Annotated in this window: 14 protein-coding genes; 6 read left to right on the top strand and 8 right to left on the bottom strand. The window is 63.2% G+C overall.

The genetic code is table 11. The annotated features are described in order from the left end of the window. Positions 1 to 70 precede the first annotated feature (70 nt). Positions 71 to 331 (top strand): type II toxin-antitoxin system VapB family antitoxin, encoded by a 261-nt coding sequence (locus P0Y65_03935; GenBank protein ID WEK05417.1) that lies wholly within the window; start codon positions 71 to 73, stop codon positions 329 to 331. Then, positions 321 to 725, top strand: coding sequence for a type II toxin-antitoxin system VapC family toxin (locus P0Y65_03930; protein WEK05416.1), 405 nt, complete (start codon positions 321 to 323; stop codon positions 723 to 725). The genes P0Y65_03935 and P0Y65_03930 overlap by 11 nt, the downstream gene beginning before the upstream one ends. Here P0Y65_03930 and P0Y65_03925 read toward each other — a convergent pair. Beyond that, complete coding sequence (locus P0Y65_03925; protein ID WEK05415.1) at positions 722 to 1,846, bottom strand: DUF2336 domain-containing protein; 1,125 nt, start codon at positions 1,844 to 1,846, stop codon at positions 722 to 724. The two genes, P0Y65_03930 and P0Y65_03925, sit on opposite strands and share 4 nt — an antisense overlap. A 231-nt stretch (positions 1,847 to 2,077) precedes the next feature. Then, positions 2,078 to 4,264 carry a catalase/peroxidase HPI gene (gene katG / locus P0Y65_03920; protein WEK05414.1) on the bottom strand — a complete coding sequence of 729 codons (2,187 nt, stop codon included), beginning with the start codon at positions 4,262 to 4,264 and terminating at the stop codon, positions 2,078 to 2,080. 98 nt (positions 4,265 to 4,362) lie between these two features. Between katG and P0Y65_03915 the strand changes: the two genes are divergently transcribed. Next, positions 4,363 to 5,253, top strand: a complete 891-nt coding sequence (locus P0Y65_03915; GenBank protein WEK05413.1) for a LysR substrate-binding domain-containing protein — start codon at positions 4,363 to 4,365, stop codon at positions 5,251 to 5,253. On the opposite strand, the gene rarD is transcribed toward P0Y65_03915, so the two are convergent. Continuing rightward, positions 5,250 to 6,197, bottom strand: coding sequence for an EamA family transporter RarD (gene rarD / locus P0Y65_03910; GenBank protein WEK05412.1), 948 nt, complete (start codon positions 6,195 to 6,197; stop codon positions 5,250 to 5,252). The genes P0Y65_03915 and rarD overlap by 4 nt on opposite strands. A gap of 188 nt (positions 6,198 to 6,385) precedes the next feature. Here rarD and P0Y65_03905 point away from each other — a divergent pair, with 188 nt between their 5' ends. Continuing rightward, complete coding sequence (locus P0Y65_03905; GenBank protein ID WEK05411.1) at positions 6,386 to 6,832, top strand: host attachment protein; 447 nt, start codon at positions 6,386 to 6,388, stop codon at positions 6,830 to 6,832. Positions 6,833 to 6,935: 103 nt separating this feature from the next. On the opposite strand, the gene P0Y65_03900 is transcribed toward P0Y65_03905, so the two are convergent. The 3 genes from P0Y65_03900 to ettA all read right to left on the bottom strand — a co-directional run bounded on the left by P0Y65_03900 (position 6,936) and on the right by ettA (position 9,967). Continuing rightward, complete coding sequence (locus P0Y65_03900; GenBank protein WEK05410.1) at positions 6,936 to 7,793, bottom strand: alpha/beta hydrolase; 858 nt, start codon at positions 7,791 to 7,793, stop codon at positions 6,936 to 6,938. Positions 7,794 to 7,823: 30 nt separating this feature from the next. After that, positions 7,824 to 8,150, bottom strand: a complete 327-nt coding sequence (locus P0Y65_03895; GenBank protein ID WEK05409.1) for a hypothetical protein — start codon at positions 8,148 to 8,150, stop codon at positions 7,824 to 7,826. Between the two features lie 161 nt (positions 8,151 to 8,311). Then, positions 8,312 to 9,967 carry an energy-dependent translational throttle protein EttA gene (gene ettA / locus P0Y65_03890; GenBank protein WEK05408.1) on the bottom strand — a complete coding sequence of 552 codons (1,656 nt, stop codon included), beginning with the start codon at positions 9,965 to 9,967 and terminating at the stop codon, positions 8,312 to 8,314. A gap of 220 nt (positions 9,968 to 10,187) precedes the next feature. On the opposite strand from ettA, the gene P0Y65_03885 reads away from it, so the two are divergent. Together P0Y65_03885 and P0Y65_03880 are read left to right on the top strand one after the other, a co-directional pair. Next, the gene (locus tag P0Y65_03885; GenBank protein ID WEK06724.1) at positions 10,188 to 11,510 is read left to right on the top strand and encodes a pitrilysin family protein; all 1,323 of its coding nucleotides are present in this window, start codon (positions 10,188 to 10,190) and stop codon (positions 11,508 to 11,510) included. After that, positions 11,510 to 12,841, top strand: a complete 1,332-nt coding sequence (locus P0Y65_03880) for a pitrilysin family protein (GenBank protein WEK05407.1) — start codon at positions 11,510 to 11,512, stop codon at positions 12,839 to 12,841. The genes P0Y65_03885 and P0Y65_03880 overlap by 1 nt, the downstream gene beginning before the upstream one ends. 14 nt (positions 12,842 to 12,855) lie before the next feature. On the opposite strand, the gene P0Y65_03875 is transcribed toward P0Y65_03880, so the two are convergent. Both P0Y65_03875 and P0Y65_03870 read right to left on the bottom strand, forming a co-directional pair. After that, on the bottom strand, positions 12,856 to 13,953 hold the full coding sequence (locus tag P0Y65_03875; protein ID WEK05406.1) for a methyl-accepting chemotaxis protein: 1,098 nt from the start codon (positions 13,951 to 13,953) through the stop codon (positions 12,856 to 12,858). 81 nt (positions 13,954 to 14,034) lie between these two features. Beyond that, entirely contained in the window at positions 14,035 to 16,212 is a 2,178-nt protein-coding gene (locus P0Y65_03870; GenBank protein ID WEK05405.1) for an FdhF/YdeP family oxidoreductase, read from the bottom strand. Between the last annotated feature and the right edge of the window lie 16 nt (positions 16,213 to 16,228).

The following is a 16,228-nucleotide window of genomic DNA, read 5'->3' as shown; positions in this document are numbered from 1 at the left end:
CTAGGGGGTAACGCATGCCAGATGGACCGACCTCGGTGCTTGGAGTATTCTAGTTGCGATGGAGGCGTAGATGGACCTCAACAGCAAGGCAGATCAACTGACCCGTCAACTGGCAGAGCGGGAAGGCGTAAGCCCGCTAGAAGCCGTTGTGATCGCAATGGAAGAGGCGCTGGAGCGGCGCCGGCCGCGAGAGCCGATCAACGAACTGATAGACCGAATTCTGAAGCAGAACGGAGTTGTGCCAAGCCCAACGGCTCATATTCCCTTACCAAAATCGGTTTTTGACGAGATGTCGGGCGAATCCTTCGAGGACGAGCCCGATGTTCGTTGACGCTTCAGCGATCGTAGCGCTGTTCTCAAAAGAGCAGGAGCAGTCGCGAGTTGACGACATCTTGGGTTCAACGGTCGGAAGCTTCACATCACCATTAGCCGTGCTTGAATCGGTCCTGGCATTGTCGAGACCGGACAAATGGAACGTGCCGGTGGACGAAGCTGCATTGTCCTTGGTCCAACTGATGCGAGCGCGCGATATCGTCATCCGCGATGTGGACAATCCTTCAGAAGTTGTCCACCTCGCCAGCTTCGCGGCCGCGCGTTTTAGGTCCGGCCGGCGTGGCCTCAACCTCGCTGACTGCATGCATTACGCCAGCGCGAAATATTACAAAGTCCCCATCCTGGCGACCGCCAATGAGTTTCGTCAGACCGACCTGGACGTCGTTCCTTAGGCCACGTTCTGGCGGGGTTCGCTGACGGCGCGCTTGCGGAAGGCATGGGCGCGCCAGAGTTCGAAGATGCCGAGCGCTTCGTCGCGTTCCAGCGCGTCGAAACGGCTGACCACCATCTTCTTGTCGGCGTCTGACGGCAGGTCGCGCCAGGGCAAGGTGGAGACGATGGCTTCGAACAGGTCGGACGAAAGCCCGGCAGCCTTGAGCGCCACAGTGATCGCCACATAATCCTGGCTGGCCAGCCACTTGACGAAGACTTCCGGCGAGACGCTGAGGATCACCGTCAGTGCCGCCGCGGCATGGTGGCCATAGCCGAAGCGGGCAAAGCGGGCCAGCGCACGTTCGTCGAGCTGCTTGCGATCGCTGAGCGCCTTGACCTGGTTATAGGCCACCTTCCACTCATTGGCCGAAAAGCCGGCGCGATTGCGCATGCGGTTATAGACCACGGCATTGACCTTGCCGGCGGCGACCGGGTCGATACCCTGGCTGGTGTCGAGGTTCTCCAGCACGCTGCTGGAGGCCTCTTCGATCTCGCTGCGCAACGACTTCCAGTCGATGTCGGAGCGATTGCGCAGGTCGGCGGCGATCTCGCTGTCGCGCGAAGCACGCTCGACCAGCTTGTGCAGCGTCGACTGATGCAGTTCCGCTGCCGCATTGCGCACCAGGCGCACCACCGAATCCGTCTCGCCATGCTCGACGATCGCCTCGCCCACCCGCTCGGGCACATTGGCGCGGCCGGCGATGGCCACGCGATGCGCTTCGGTGAGGTTGGAGATAATGTCGATCAGGTCGTCATCGGACAGCACATTGGAAAACTCGAGCAGCGGCTTGGCCACTTCGATGTCGTCATGGGCCAGCTTGACCACCACCGACCCCGGCGCCCGATCGAGCGGCGCCAGCAACTGGGCCACATGCACCCGCGCTTCCAGCTCGACCAGCTCGGCCAGCTGGCACAGCACTTCGTCATACTGGGCCACCTGATCGTCGTCGCAGCGATCCGACACATAGCTGAACAGCTGCGCCATATTGCGAAACAGCTGCTCGCGCTCGTTGTGGTTGTGCTCGCCGTTGAGTACCCGGAAGCTGGAAAAAGCGCGTTCGCCTTGATCGAGTTCAGACATGGTCCGTCCTGGGGCCAGAGGAAATCTCGACTGTTACCCTAGACCCCCACAGATACAGGCCCCTGAAAGCCTCTCGGGAAATTTTATTAAACTTGTATCGACCTGAAACTGCCCGCGTTCCGGGCCAGTTGCTGATGCCAAGCCCGCGCTGGCCCCTGAAACGGACAGTTTTCTTAAAATGGAAAGGGCCCCGGTTTCCCGGGGCCCTTTACTTTTGTTCGTCACGCGCGATCAGCGCAGGTCGAAGCGGTCGGCCTCCATGACCTTGACCCAGGCGGCGACGAAGTCCCTGGTGAACTTGGCGCCGCTGTCCGACTGGCCGTAGATTTCGGCCAGGGCGCGCAGCTGGGAGTGGCTGCCAAAGATCAGGTCGACGCGGGTGCCGGTCCAGCGCAGCGCGCCGCTCGTGCGGTCGCGGCCTTCATAGACGCCCTCCTCGCCGGCCTTTGGCGACCACACCGTGGCCATGTCGAGCAGGTTGAGGAAGAAGTCATTGGTCAGGGCGCCGGGCTTGTCGGTGAAGACACCATGCGCATTGACGCCAGCCTCGAGCACACGCAAGCCACCGACCAGCACGGTCATTTCCGGACCGGTCAGGCGCAGCAGCTGTGCCTTGTCGATCAGGGCCTCTTCCTGCTGCAGGAAGCTGCGCTTGCTGTAGTAGTTGCGGAAGCCATCGGCGCGCGGCTCCAGCGCTCCGAAGGACACCACATCGGTCTGCTCCAGCGACGCATCCATGCGGCCCGGAGTGAAGGGCACGGACACATCCTGTCCTGCAGCCTTGGCCGCCTGTTCGACACCAACGCCACCCGCCAGCACGATCAGGTCGGCCAACGAGATCTTCTTGCCGGAGGCTTCGAAGTCCGCGCGGATGGTTTCGAGCTGAGCCAGCACGTTGCCGAGCTGGGCCGGCTGGTTGACTTCCCAGTCCTTTTGCGGCGCGAGGCGAATGCGGGCACCATTGGCGCCGCCGCGCTTGTCCGAACCGCGATAGCTCGCTGCCGACGCCCAGGCGGTCGACACCAGGTCGGAAACCGGCAGGCCCGACGCGACGATCTTGGCCTTGAGTGCGGTGATGTCGGCGTCATTGACCAGCGCGTGGTCGACGGCCGGGATGACGTCCTGCCAGATCAGGTCTTCCTGCGGCACTTCGGCTCCGAGATAACGCACCTTTGGACCCATGTCGCGATGGGTCAGCTTGAACCAGGCGCGGGCGAAGGCATCGGCAAACTGGTCCGGGTTCTCGTAAAAGCGGCGCGAGATCGGGCCGTAGATCGGATCAAAGCGCAGCGCCAGATCCGAGGTCAGCATGGTCGGGCGGTGCTTCTTTTCCGCATCGAAGGGATCGGGAATGACATAGTGGTCGCCCTTGGCCACCCACTGCTTGGCGCCAGCCGGGCTTTCGCTCAACTCCCACTCGAAATCGAAGAGGTTCGAGAAGAAATAATAGCTCCAGCGCGTCGGCGTCTGGGTCCATGTGACTTCAAGACCCGAGGTGATGGCGTCGGGGCCAATGCCCGTGCCATGGCTGCTCTTCCAGCCCAAGCCCTGATCTTCGAGGTCAGCGCCTTCCGGCTCGGCGGCGATCAACGACGGGTCGCCGCGACCATGGGTCTTGCCGAAGGTGTGGCCGCCCGCGATCAGCGCCACGGTTTCTTCGTCATTCATTGCCATGCGGCTGAAGGTTTCGCGAATGTCGCGGGCCGAGGCCAGCGGATCCGGGTTGCCGTTCGGACCTTCGGGATTGACATAGATCAGGCCCATCTGCACGGCGCCCAGCGGCTCGCTGAGCTGCCGCTCGCCCGAATAGCGCTCGTCGCCCAGCCAGGTGCCTTCCGGACCCCAATAGAGTTCTTCGGGTTCCCAGACGTCGGCGCGACCACCAGCAAAACCGAAGGTCTTGAAGCCCATCGATTCCAGCGCAACGTTGCCGGTCAGGATCATCAGGTCGGCCCAGGAGATCTTGTTGCCGTACTTCTGCTTGACCGGCCAGATCAGGCGGCGCGCCTTGTCGAGGCTGGCATTGTCCGGCCAGGAGTTGAGCGGCGCAAAGCGCTGCTGGCCCTGGCCCGCGCCACCACGACCGTCGGTGATGCGATAGGTGCCGGCGCTGTGCCAGGCCATGCGGATGAAGAGGCCGCCATAATGACCGAAGTCAGCCGGCCACCACTCCTGGCTGTCAGTCATCAGCGCGCGCAGGTCTGCCTTGACGGCCGCCAGGTCGAGCGACTTGAAGGCTTCGGCGTAATCGAATTCCGCACCCAGCGGATCCGAGAGCGATGAATTGCGGTGCAGCATCGAAACATCGAGTGCCTTGGGCCACCACTGGGCATTGCCGCCATGCTTCTTGGGTGCGCCGCCGCCGTGATCGACGGGGCACTTGGCTTCGGACGCACTGGTTGCGTTGGGATCGGACATGACGGTCTCCTGATGGCTTGCTGTTGCTGGGGTTATAGGAAGGTGACAACCATCAGGCCAATCGATAATGCTTCGTTCATGTATAAGCAGAGCCTATCATGCACCTTTCCCTGAAACAGATGCGCTATGTCGTGACCGTGGCCGAAGCCGGCCATTTCGGCCGCGCCGCCGGGACCTGCAATGTCAGCCAGCCAGCGCTGAGCCAGCAGGTGCAGGCCGTCGAGGATGTCTGCAAGACGGCGCTGTTCGACCGGCTGAAGTCAGGTGTGCGACTGACGCCCTTCGGCAGTGAATTTGTTGCCCGCGCACGCCTCGTGCTCGAAAGCGCGGATGCGCTGTCGGCCTTCACCCAGGGTCATGCGGGTACGCCCGACCGCCCCATCCGTTTCGGCCTTATCCCGACGGTTGCGCCCTATCTGCTGCCGCAGGTCTTTCCGGCGCTGACCAGGGACCTGCCCGGTCTCGACTTTACCATCAGCGAGAATCGCACCGACGCGCTGGTGGCCGGCCTCGTCGATGGCAGCCTCGATATTGCATTGATCGGCACCGCCCCGCCGGTGCAGGGGCCGCGTCTCGCCAGCCGGCCCCTGTTTGCCGATCCCTTCGTGCTGGCCACCAGCCGGCAGGAGGGTGGCAGCGAACCCGTGGCGCTCTCAAGCCTCGCACCCGAGCGCATTCTGCTCCTCGACGAGGGCCACTGCTTCCGCGATCAGACCATTGCCGCCTGTCGCATCGATGGCGATGTCGGTGCCCGCACCTTCGCAGCCACATCGCTGTCGACCATTGTGGAATTTGTTGCCAATGGGCAGGGCGTGACACTGCTGCCGCGCATTGCCCTGCGCAAGGAGGCGACTGACCCGCGCATCGCCATCCACGACCTCGCCTCTCCCGGGGCGCAGCGCCTGCTGTCGCTGGTCTGGCGCGAGGCAACGCCTTTTACCGCCACCTTCGACAAGATGGCCGAGGTTATCCGCGCGACGCAGCTTTAGACTGCGGCCGGCACCCGCTTGCGGCGCGCAAAGCTGTCATAGCTGAACACGATCAGTGACAGCCAGATCAGCGCAAAACTGATCAGGCGCAGCCCGTTGAGATGCTCGCCGAACAGCGTGATGGCGAGCAGGAACTGGATCGACGGCGCGATATACTGGAACATGCCGATCGTCGTCAGCCGCAATTGTCTGACGGCGAAGGCAAACAGCAGCAGCGGGATTGCAGTCGCAGGCCCCGTCAGGACCAGCCACACCATCATCTGCGGATCGGCGTGCACGCCGACGCCGACCGTGGCGATATTGTAGATGACATAGGCGATTGCCGCGGGCGCCAGCATGATCGCCTCGGAGAACAGGCCCGAGGCCGGGCTCATCTTTGCCGTCTTGCGGATATAGCCGTAAAGGCCAAAGCTGAAGGCAAGACCCAGCGCGATATAGGGCACCCCGCCCAGACCAATCGCCTGGATGGCGATGGCAATCGTCGCAATGGCGATCGAGACTGTCTGCAACCGGTTCTGTCGCTCGCCCAGCAGCACCATGCCCAGCAGCACGTTGATCAGCGGATTGATGAAATAGCCAAAGCTGGCTTCCAGCACCTGGCCTGTTTCCACGGCCCACACGTAGAGCAGCCAATTGCCCGCGAGCAGCACGGCCGCAAATAGCGTGATCAGTGCCCGTTTGCGATCCGCAAACAGCGCCCGCACCTCTCCGAACCCGACCGTAAAGGACAGGATTAATGCCAGCAACACGAGCGACCACAGCGTCCGCTCGGCCACGATCAGGACGGACCCCGCGCTTTCCACCTGCTTGAACAGCAGCGGCAGAAATCCCCAGAGAGCATAGGCCAACAGCGCTGCAACGACACCTTTGCTGCTGTCGGACATGGGGCGTCGGCCCGGCTGGCTTGAGGCGATCACCTCGGGGGTAGATTCGGGCAGTGTCATGAGATTCTCCGCGCCCCGAGCCGGGCGGTACGCCTTGATACCAGCCTGCCGCCCTGCCCGCCAATGACAGTTTGTGATCGCTGCAAGGACCAAAGCTGATGGATCGAGCCAACCTTTTTCCGCCACCCGCGTTGATCTCCAGCGCATATTTCGCGCCTCACATGACCACGACCAGCAGGAGTTTCATCATGAAGAAGACCGTCACCTGGGTTTTGATCGCTGACGGCGCGCAAGCGCGCGTGCTTGAGAACAGTGGTCCGGGCAAGGGGCTGAAGCAGGTCGAAGGTCTCGACTGGGCCATCGAGCCTTTGCAGGCGCAGGATATCGTCACCGACCGTCCGGGCAGCAAGAGCGGCGGCGGCGCCTTTGGCGGCGGCATGGCGCCCAAGACCGATCCGGTCGAGCACCGCGAGGCCGAATTCGTCAAATCAGTCGCCGCGACCCTCGGCCGACACCAGCAGAAGGGCGATTTTGACCGTCTGGTGATCGCTGCGGCGCCCATCGCCTTGGGGGATCTGCGCAAGGCCATTTCCCCGGCCGTACAGAAAACCGTCGTCGCCGAACTCAACAAGGACTTGACCAACACCCCCACGGCGCAGTTGGACAAGCACCTCGACGGCATCCTCGCGGCATAAAAAACGCTGTAACTTCAGCGTGCTGAAACAAGAGGCCGATTCAACAGACCAATCTGTTGAACCGGCCTTTTAATGTGTTGAATCAATGTCTGAGGATGACGATCTAGTCCTCGTCGCCCTCATCCTCATCCTCATCCTCATCATCCCCGCCCTCGATCGCATCGAGAAATTCGAGGATCATCGAGTTCACCAGTTCCGGCCGCTCGATACTGGGGATATGCGCCACCCCTTCGAGCACTGCGGCAAAGGCATTGGGCATTTCTTCCGACAGGATCTCGTGCCGGTCGATCAGCGCGGAAAAATCCTCGTCACCCACCAGCAGCAGCGTCGGCGCACCGACCTCGCCAACCCGCCGCCAGGCGCTCGGCCGTTCTTCTTCCAGCGTCAGCTGCGGCTTTGAGAGCGCAATGGCATTCATGTCGAGGAACAGCTCGCGCGCCGCGCCGGTCACCCGGCCGCCGGACGTGCGGGGCCCGTCGAGCCAGGCATGCGCCTGCACCCGGTTGATCATGTCGAGATCGCCCCGGTCATAGGCATCTGCCTCGACCTCTTCGAGCTGCTCCTCGACATCGGTTGCGCTCCAGGGCGCGCCGGTTACCGAGGTCCCGATCAGCACAAGGCCAATCACCTGCCCGGGATGGCGCAGCGCGAAGTCCACTGCCAGGCCGCCGCCCATCGAACAGCCGACAAACACCGCCGCATGGATATCGAGCGCCTTGAGCACGGCTTCGAGGTCATCGACGTGATTGAACTCTTCGTCCGGGCTCTCGGCCTCGCCATAGCCACGCCGGTCATAGGCAATGCCCTGCCAACCCTCTTCGGCCACCATCTCGATCTGCGACCGCCACATGCGCTTGTCGCAAACCCCGGCATGGAGAAACACCACCGGCAGTCCCTCGCCGCGCCGGACACCAGTCAGCACCGCGCCGCCCACCGAAACCGAGAAGGCCTCGTCATTCATATCCAGATCAGGCCCGAACCGGCCCGCTCCCTATTCTTCGACGAGCACGCAGAACTCAAATTCGTCATCCCGCGCCCAGCAGCCCGGCTTGCCGTCCACCGCCACAAGGCCGCGCAATTCTTCCGGCAGCGCTCCCGGCGCCGTATCTGCCCCGGCAAGATAGGCCGCGCCTTCATCCTCGCCGGTCAGCGCAAAGGCAAACAGACCGCCGTCGGGCAGACCGAAGGTCAGCCCCTGCCCATCCAGCGCCACGTCACACTCGAACGTGCCATACCCTGTCACGGTGCACTGCCCCGGCGCCGCCGAGACTGCCATCACCATCGCGCCCCAGATCAGGGTCGCAGCAACACACTTCATCTTGCCCCCACAGCAACGGGCGCGCCAAGGCGCCCGGTCGTCAATGCTTCTACCAACCACGTGTCGCACACATTTGCCGACACTGCATCATCCCGCCATTTCAATGGTTTCCGGGCCACAATGCAAGTGAGGCGCCCCGCTCCCGGGACGCCTCGAACTCATCAGCGCGTCAGCGGCTTGTATGTCGCCCGCTTCGGGTTGACCGCATCTGCACCCAGCCGGCGGATCTTGTCGGCTTCATAGTCGGCGAAATTGCCTTCGAACCACTCGACATGGCTGTCGCCTTCAAAGGCCAGCATGTGCGTCGCCAGGCGATCGAGGAACATGCGATCATGGCTGATGATCACGGCGCAGCCGGCGAATTCTTCCAGCGCTTCTTCAAGTGCTGCAAGGGTTTCGGTGTCGAGGTCGTTGGTCGGTTCGTCGAGCAGCAACACATTCGAACCGCTCTTGAGCATCTTGGCCAGGTGCACGCGATTGCGCTGTCCGCCCGAGAGATTGCCCACCTTCTGCTGCTGGTCGCCGCCCTTGAAGTTGAAGGTCGACGTATAGGCGCGCGAATTCATCTCGCGCTTGCCGAGCAGCAGCACTTCGTCACCCTCGGAGATTTCTTCCCAGACGGTCTTGTTCGGGTTGAGGCTGTCGCGGCTCTGGTCGACATAGCCGAGGTGCACATTCTCGGCCACGGTCACCGTGCCCGCATCGGGCTTTTCCTGGCCGGTAAGCATCTTGAACAGCGTGGTCTTGCCGGCGCCGTTCGGACCGATGATGCCCACGATGCCGCCCGGGGGCAGCTTGAAGGTCAGGTTGTCGATCAGCAGGCGATCGCCAAAACTCTTCGAGAGGCCTTCCACGTCGATCACATTATGGCCGAGGCGTTCGCCGGGCGGAATGATGATCTGTGCCGTCTGGGACTGCGTGCGGGCGTCGTTGATCTTGACCAGCTCGTCATAGGCCTTGAGGCGGGCCTTGGACTTGGACTGACGCGCCTGAGGAGACTGACCCATCCATTCCTTTTCGCGCTCGAGCACCTTGGCGCGGGCGGCGTCTTCGCTCTTTTCCTGCGCAAAGCGCTTGGCCTTGGCGCCGAGATAGGCCGAGTAATTGCCCTCATAGGGCACGCCGCGGCCGCGATCGAGCTCAAGGATCCAGCCCGTGACATTGTCGAGGAAGTAGCGATCGTGGGTGATGATCAGCACCGCGCCTTCGAATTCGCGCAGGTGCCGCTCCAGCCACGACGTGGTTTCGGCGTCGAGATGGTTGGTCGGTTCGTCGAGCAGCAGCAGGTCAGGCTTGCTGAGCAGCAGCGCACACAGCGCCACGCGGCGGCGTTCGCCACCCGACAGCTGGGTCACATCGGCATCGCCCGGCGGGCAGCCGAGCGCCTCCATGGCCACTTCCACCTGCGATTCCAGATCCCACAGGTTCTGGCTGTCGATGACGTCCTGCAGCTTTGAGGCCTCATCGGCCGTCTCGTCGGAATATTCCATCATCAACTCGTTGTAGCGGTCGACGATGGCCTTCTTTTCCTTGACGCCGGTCATGACATTGCCCAGCACGTTGAGCGCCGGATCAAGCTCGGGCTCCTGGCTGAGATAGCCGATCTTGGCGCCATCCGCTGCCCAGGCTTCGCCCTGGAACTCGGTATCGATGCCGGCCATGATCTTGAGCAGCGTCGATTTACCCGAGCCATTCGGGCCCAGGATGCCGATCTTGGCGTCGGGGTAGAAACTGAGGTGGATATTGTCCAGCACCTTCTTGCCGCCGGCATAGGACTTGGACATTCCGTGCATGTGATAGATGAACTGGCGAGCCATGCTCTGGCAACCTCTTGGGGAGTTCAGGGATTGGCCGCCTATGTAGGGCAAGCCGCCCATCGGGGCAACGGGTCGCAGCAGCGGTCGGAATTACGCCCCATTATCCCGTAAAGGGTTGTCGCCAACCTCACCGAGGCAATCTATCGCCTTGTCCTGCCTAGAAATTTCGGAGCCTTTAATGCCGATCAGACCCCTGCTGACCCTGACCATGGGCGCCCTGATGACCCTGAGCGCCTTTGCGCAAGGCGCGCCGGCCGAGCCGCCGGCAGAGGCGGAGATCAGCAATTTCACGCTGGATAACGGGCTCGAGGTCGTCGTCATCCCCGACCGCCGCGCGCCCATCGTCACCCATATGCTCTGGTACAAGATCGGTAGCGCCGACGAGCCCGCCGGCAAGTCAGGCATTGCCCATTTCCTCGAACACCTGATGTTCAAGGGCACCGAAAAGCACCCGGCCGGCGAGATGGACCGCACCATTGCCGAGGTCGGTGGCTACACCAATGCCTTCACCACCAAGGATGTGACGGTCTATCTCCAGACCGTGCCACCCGACATGCTGAGCTCGATGATGGATTTCGAAGCCGACCGCATGCGCGGCCTCGTCCTGCCCGAAGAGGTGATCGACGCCGAGCGCGACGTCATTCTCGAGGAGCGCAACCAGCGCATCGAAGGCAGCCCCCAGGCCCTGCTGGCCGAAGAAAGCGCCGCCACGCTTTACCAGAACCATCCCTATCGCGTGCCGGTCATCGGCTGGTTGCACGAGATGGAACAGCTCAGCCGCGCGGATGCGCTCGATTTCTACCACCGCTATTACGCGCCCAATAATGCCGTGCTGGTCGTGGCCGGCGATGTCGATGCCGACGAAGTCCGCAGCATGGCCGAGGCGACCTATGGCAAGGTCGAGCGCGGCCCCGACCTGCCGCCGCGCATCCGCCCCTCCGAGCCGCACCAGGACACCGCCCGCACCGTGACCCTGAGCGATCCGCGCGTCGGCATCCCAAGTTTTACCCGCGGCTGGCTCACCCCCACCTATCGCACCGCCGAAAACGGCGAGGCCGAGGCACTTGATCTGCTTTCGGAAATCCTCGGCGGAGGCTCGCGCAGTCGCTTCTACCAGGAGATCGTCGTCAAGCAGGGCCTCGCTTCTGCTGCCGGCGCCGGCTATGACGGCGGCTCCTACGACCCCAGCAATTTCACCGTCTATGGTGCCCCCCAGGGCGAGCACACGCTTGACGAGGTGGAGGCGGCTGTCACTGCCCAGGTCCAGCGCCTGATCGACGACGGCGTTACGCCCGAAGAGCTGGACGCCGCCAAGATGCGCTATGTCCGCGGCCTGATCTTTGCCCGCGACGAACAGTCCAACATGGCCAATATCTACGGCAGCCGCCTCGCCAATGACGGCACGGTGGAAGACGTCGAACAATGGCCTGACCGCATCCGTGCCGTCACCCCCGAACAGATCCAGGCCGTCGCCAAAAAGTATCTCGACCCCGACGTGTCGGTCACCGGCTATCTGCTGCCCAGCGAAAACGGAGCCCAGTAATGACCTTTTTTTCCGCGCTCCGCCGCAGCGTCACCCTTGTCGCTGCTCCCGCCCTGCTGCTGGCCTCCATCCTGCCGGCCCATGCCGAGGTGCAGTTCCAGCAGATCACCTCGCCCGGCGGGGTGGAGGCCTGGCTGGTCGAAGACTATTCCGTGCCCATCATCACCATCCGCTTCGCCTTTGACGGCGGCGCCGCCCAGGATCCGGCCGGCAAGGAAGGCCTCGCCAGCCTGATGACGACTCTTTTTGACGAGGGCGCCGGCGACCTCGACAGCGAGGCCTACCAGATCGCCCTAGACGAGGCCGGGGCCGAAATGGGCTTTGGCAGCGACAAGGACACCATTTCTGGCACCATGCGCCTGCTGGCCGATGAACGCGAAGCGGCGCTCGACTTGCTGACGCTGGCCGTGCAGCAGCCGCGCTTCGACCAGGACCCGATCAACCGCATGCGGGCCCAGCTGCTCTCGAGCCTGGCCGCCGACGCGCAGAACCCGGCCACCGCCGCTCAGAAGCTCTGGAACGAAACCCTCTTCGGCAGCCATCCCTACGCCCGCCCCAGCGAAGGCACGCCGGAAACGCTGAAATCCATCACCGCCGAGGACCTGCGCGCCAGCTATGACGCCATGTTTGCCCGCAGCAACCTGCATGTCGCCATCGTCGGCGCCATCACCGCCGAGGACGCCGAGGCCGTGCTGGATCAGGTGTTTGGCGATCTGCCTGCCGAAGCCAGCCTCACCGCGGTGGAGGACATCGCGCCGGCGCTGGGCAAGGATCTGGCGGTGGAATATCCCCTGCCCCAGACCAATATCTTCATGGCCTATCCGGGCGTCGGGCTCGACGATCCCGATTTCTTCGCCGCCCGCGTCATGAGCGAAATCCTCGGCGGCGGCAGCGTCATCTCCCGCCTCAATGCGGAAGTGCGCGAAAAGCGCGGCCTGACCTATGGCGTCAGCGCCTCGCTGGCCAATATGCGCCACAGCAGCAACCTGATGGTCTCCACCTCCACCCGCGCCGACCGCGCCCCCGAAACCCTCTCGGTGATCGAGGACGTCATCACACGGCTGGTCGAGGAAGGTCCGACCGAAGAAGAGCTCGCTGCCGTCAAGAAATACATGATCGGCTCGGCAGCTCTGCAGGAATTCAGCTCCTCCAGCGCCATTGCCAGCACCCTTGTGGGTCTGCAGCTCTGGGACCTGGGCATCGACTACCTGCCCCGCCGCACCGAGATGATCAAGGCGGTGACCGCCGAACAGGTCCAGGCCGTCGCCAAAAGACTGCTCACCGAAAAACCTGCCATCATGCTGCTCGGCCCCAAGGCCGCGGCACCCTGATCCCGACCGAAAGCTCAACCGGCGACGAGGCCAAGCCGCTGGCGAATGGCCTCGTCCTGTTCGGTGCCCTGCACCACGACGCCCCACCAGCCCAGGCCGTCATATTCCTGGTAGCCCAGCGTCTGTGCGAAGGCGACGATATTGCCGCGACCATCATAATAGCTGCCGCGAGACCGCTCCTGGTGCTGCAGATCGAAGGTGGTGAACATGCCGCCGGCCCGGGTCGAGGCGATGACCCGCCGCTTGGCATCGAGCAGCATAACCTCCGTGCGCTCGGCAATCTTGGGCGGTAATGCCGCCTCGGTCTCGACGATCGAACGACCCTGCTTCTGCCAATCGAAGTAGACGCCAAGTGTCCCGAGAACCGCGCCATCGGCCCGTCCACCGGCCCGCACCGCGGTACTATAGACCAGCACCTCCTGCCCCCCATGATGCGGGCTCACCATGACTTCGCCCACGGCATAATCGTCGCCGGACGCGGTCTTGATGGCGTCCCGGAACCAGGCTTCGCGCGAAAGGTCTGCGCCCGCCAGCGCACGCGCATGCGCGCCGTTGGCACTGGCCACCACTCGCCCACGGGCATCGGTCAGCACGAGATCACAATAGACGCTGTAGAACCTGTTGATCACCGCCAGCCGGTCGGCCGCGAAGGCGACCCGCTCTGCATCGGCGACGGCCAGAGCTTCCCAGAAGGCCGTATCGGTCGCCCACCAGCGCACGTCCGCCGTTCGCTCGTAGAGATTGCGCACGATCAGCTGCACCAGCGACTGCGCCAGATCGATCAGCCGCACGCCTTCCATTTCGTCGACCAGCGTCTCGCTCATCACCCGGCTGAGCGAAATCCGCCCCACCAGCACGTCCTGGAAGCGCATGGCGATATCGGCAGCGCTGTCGGCCAGCCGCTGCACTTCATTGGCGACCACGGCAAAGCCCTTGCCGGCATCGCCTGCCCGCGCCGCCTCGATGATGGCATTGATGGCCAGGAGCTTGGTCTGCTTGACGATCTGCAGATTGCTGGTGGCATAGCTGTTGAGCTCGCCACTGATCCCGTCCATGACCACCCGCATGGCCCGCGGCGATGCCGCGACTGCGGAATGTTCCTTGTTCGTCATGGCCTTGGCCTCTGCTGCAGACGTGCCACAGCATGCCCGGACATGGTAACCAACGCCTTAATAGATTCCGGTTCCGAGCATTTAGCCGGGCAGCGTCTCGATCCAGACCGGTACCGACTTGAAGGCCGGCGTCTTGCTGCGCGGATCGACCGCTGTGCCCACCAGCACATTGGCTTCGGGGTAATAGGCCATGGCACTGCCACGCGGCAGGTCGAATGCCGTCGCCACCGCTGGCATGCGCCCGACATCTGACGCCAGGGTCACTGCCTGTCCTTCGCTCAGCCCAAAGGCCGCCATGTCCTCGCTGTTGAGAAACACCGCATGCCGTCCCGCGCCACCGCGATAGCTGTCTTTTTCCTCATAGATGATGGTGTTGAACTGCCCCTCGCTGCGCATGGTCGCCAAAGTCAGGCGTTCGCGCTGCAGCTGAGGCAGCGGCGTCACCACAAAATGCGCCTTGCCGTCCGGCGTGCCGAATTCGGGCGTGTGCATGACCCGGCTCTTGATGTGGAACTCGCGCTTGGCCACGTCGATATCGGCCAGCTGTTCCATGCCCGGAACCACCGCGGCAATCGCATCGCGCACTTTCGCATGCGCGCTGAACGCCTTGAATTGAATCGGAGAATTGGGCATCAGCCCCTGCCCGATCTCGCCTAGGATCCAGCTCTCGGGCCGCACGCTCTCCAGCCGGCAGATGCCGCCGTCACTGAGCCGCACATAGTTGAACATGGATTCCTGCGTCGTTGGCTCCCACTCCTCGTCGCGCGCCGTGACCGGCAAGATCAGCACCTCGCCGTCACCCAACCCATGCACATGGCCCATGTTGAGCGTGGTGGTGAGGAAGAGCTTGAAACCGATCGCCGCCATGGCCCGGCTGGCAAAGGCCCGGTCCGGCGTCGCGCCCCAGAGGTTGCCACCCATGATGACCGCGCTGTCGACGTCGCCCGCCTCGGCCGCCTTGAGGCAGGCCATGGTGTCGAAGCCTTTCTCTTCGGGGAATTTCACTCCGAACGCCGCTTCCATCTTCGCCAGCACATCCTTGGCCAGCACCGGCTTGACCCCGATCGTGCCGATCCCCTGCACATTGGAATGCCCGCGCAGCGGCAAGAGACCCGCATAGCGCTTGCCCACCATGCCGCGCAGCATGGCGAGATTGGCGATCGCCTCGACATTGGCCACGCCGTGAATGTGATGGGTCATGCCCATGCCCCAGGCAAAGACCGCATGCTCGGCCCGGCCATACTGCCTCGCAATTTGCTCCACCTCGGCACGGGCAATGCCGCAGGCCGAGACGATCTCGTCCCAGCCCAAGGCTTCGAGATCGGTCCGGAACGCTTCGAATCCGGCAGCATGCGCCGCGATGAAGGCACCGTCTTCGAGCCCCAGCTCCAGCACCGCTTTCGCAATGCCCTTCATCAGCGCAATATCGCTTCCGATACGCAGCTGCACATAATCCGAGGCTATCTCGCTGCCGCCCTTGAGCATGGAGCGCGGCGACTTCGGCACGGCGAACTTCACCAGTCCTGGCTCTTTCGCCGGATTGATCACGATCACCTGCCCGCCCCGCTCGCGGCAGTTCTTCAGCATATGGATGAAGCGCGGATGGTTGGACGACGGGTTGGCGCCGATCACGAAGATCAGATCCGCCCCGGTCAGGTCTTCCAGCTCGACGCTGGCCGTACCCTTGCCGATCGTCGTGGCGAGACCTTCGCTCGTCGCCTGGTGGCAGTAATAGGAGCAGTTGTTGACATTGTTCGTGCCAAAGGCCCGAGCGAGCAGCTGGAAAATGAAGCCGGCCTCGTTGGACGAACGCCCAGACGAGTAGAAAAAGCTGCGCCGGGGATCGGTCGCCTTCAGCCTGTCGACCGCATGGTCAATGGCAAACTCCCAATCCACCGGCTCGAACTTATCCGCACCCGCCCGCTTGAACAGCGGCGTGCCGAGCCGGCCGAGATGCTCTATCTCCTTGCCGGTCAGCTCCTGAAGGTCGCCCAGCGGATGCTCAAAAATCTCGAGCGGAATGGCCGGTTGCAGATCGGTCGACTGCGCCTGCACGCTCTTGTTGCAGACCGAGGGAAACTCATCGAGCTCATTGGTCATGCCGCCGCGCTGCCCGCCCATGCCATAGGCACAGGCCTTGCAGGCATTCTTGGCCGTCAGCGCCTTGCCGGCCTTGCCCACCCCCATGCGGGCAATGGTCGCCAGGGTATAGAGGACCTTCTTGGGTCCCCCGCCCACGATATGGCTGGTATCGGCCAACTTTATGCTCCGGCTT

The organism is Candidatus Devosia phytovorans (assembly GCA_029202405.1).
GTDB lineage: Bacteria > Pseudomonadota > Alphaproteobacteria > Rhizobiales > Devosiaceae > Devosia > Devosia phytovorans.
This window is presented reverse-complemented; position numbering and strand designations above follow the sequence as displayed.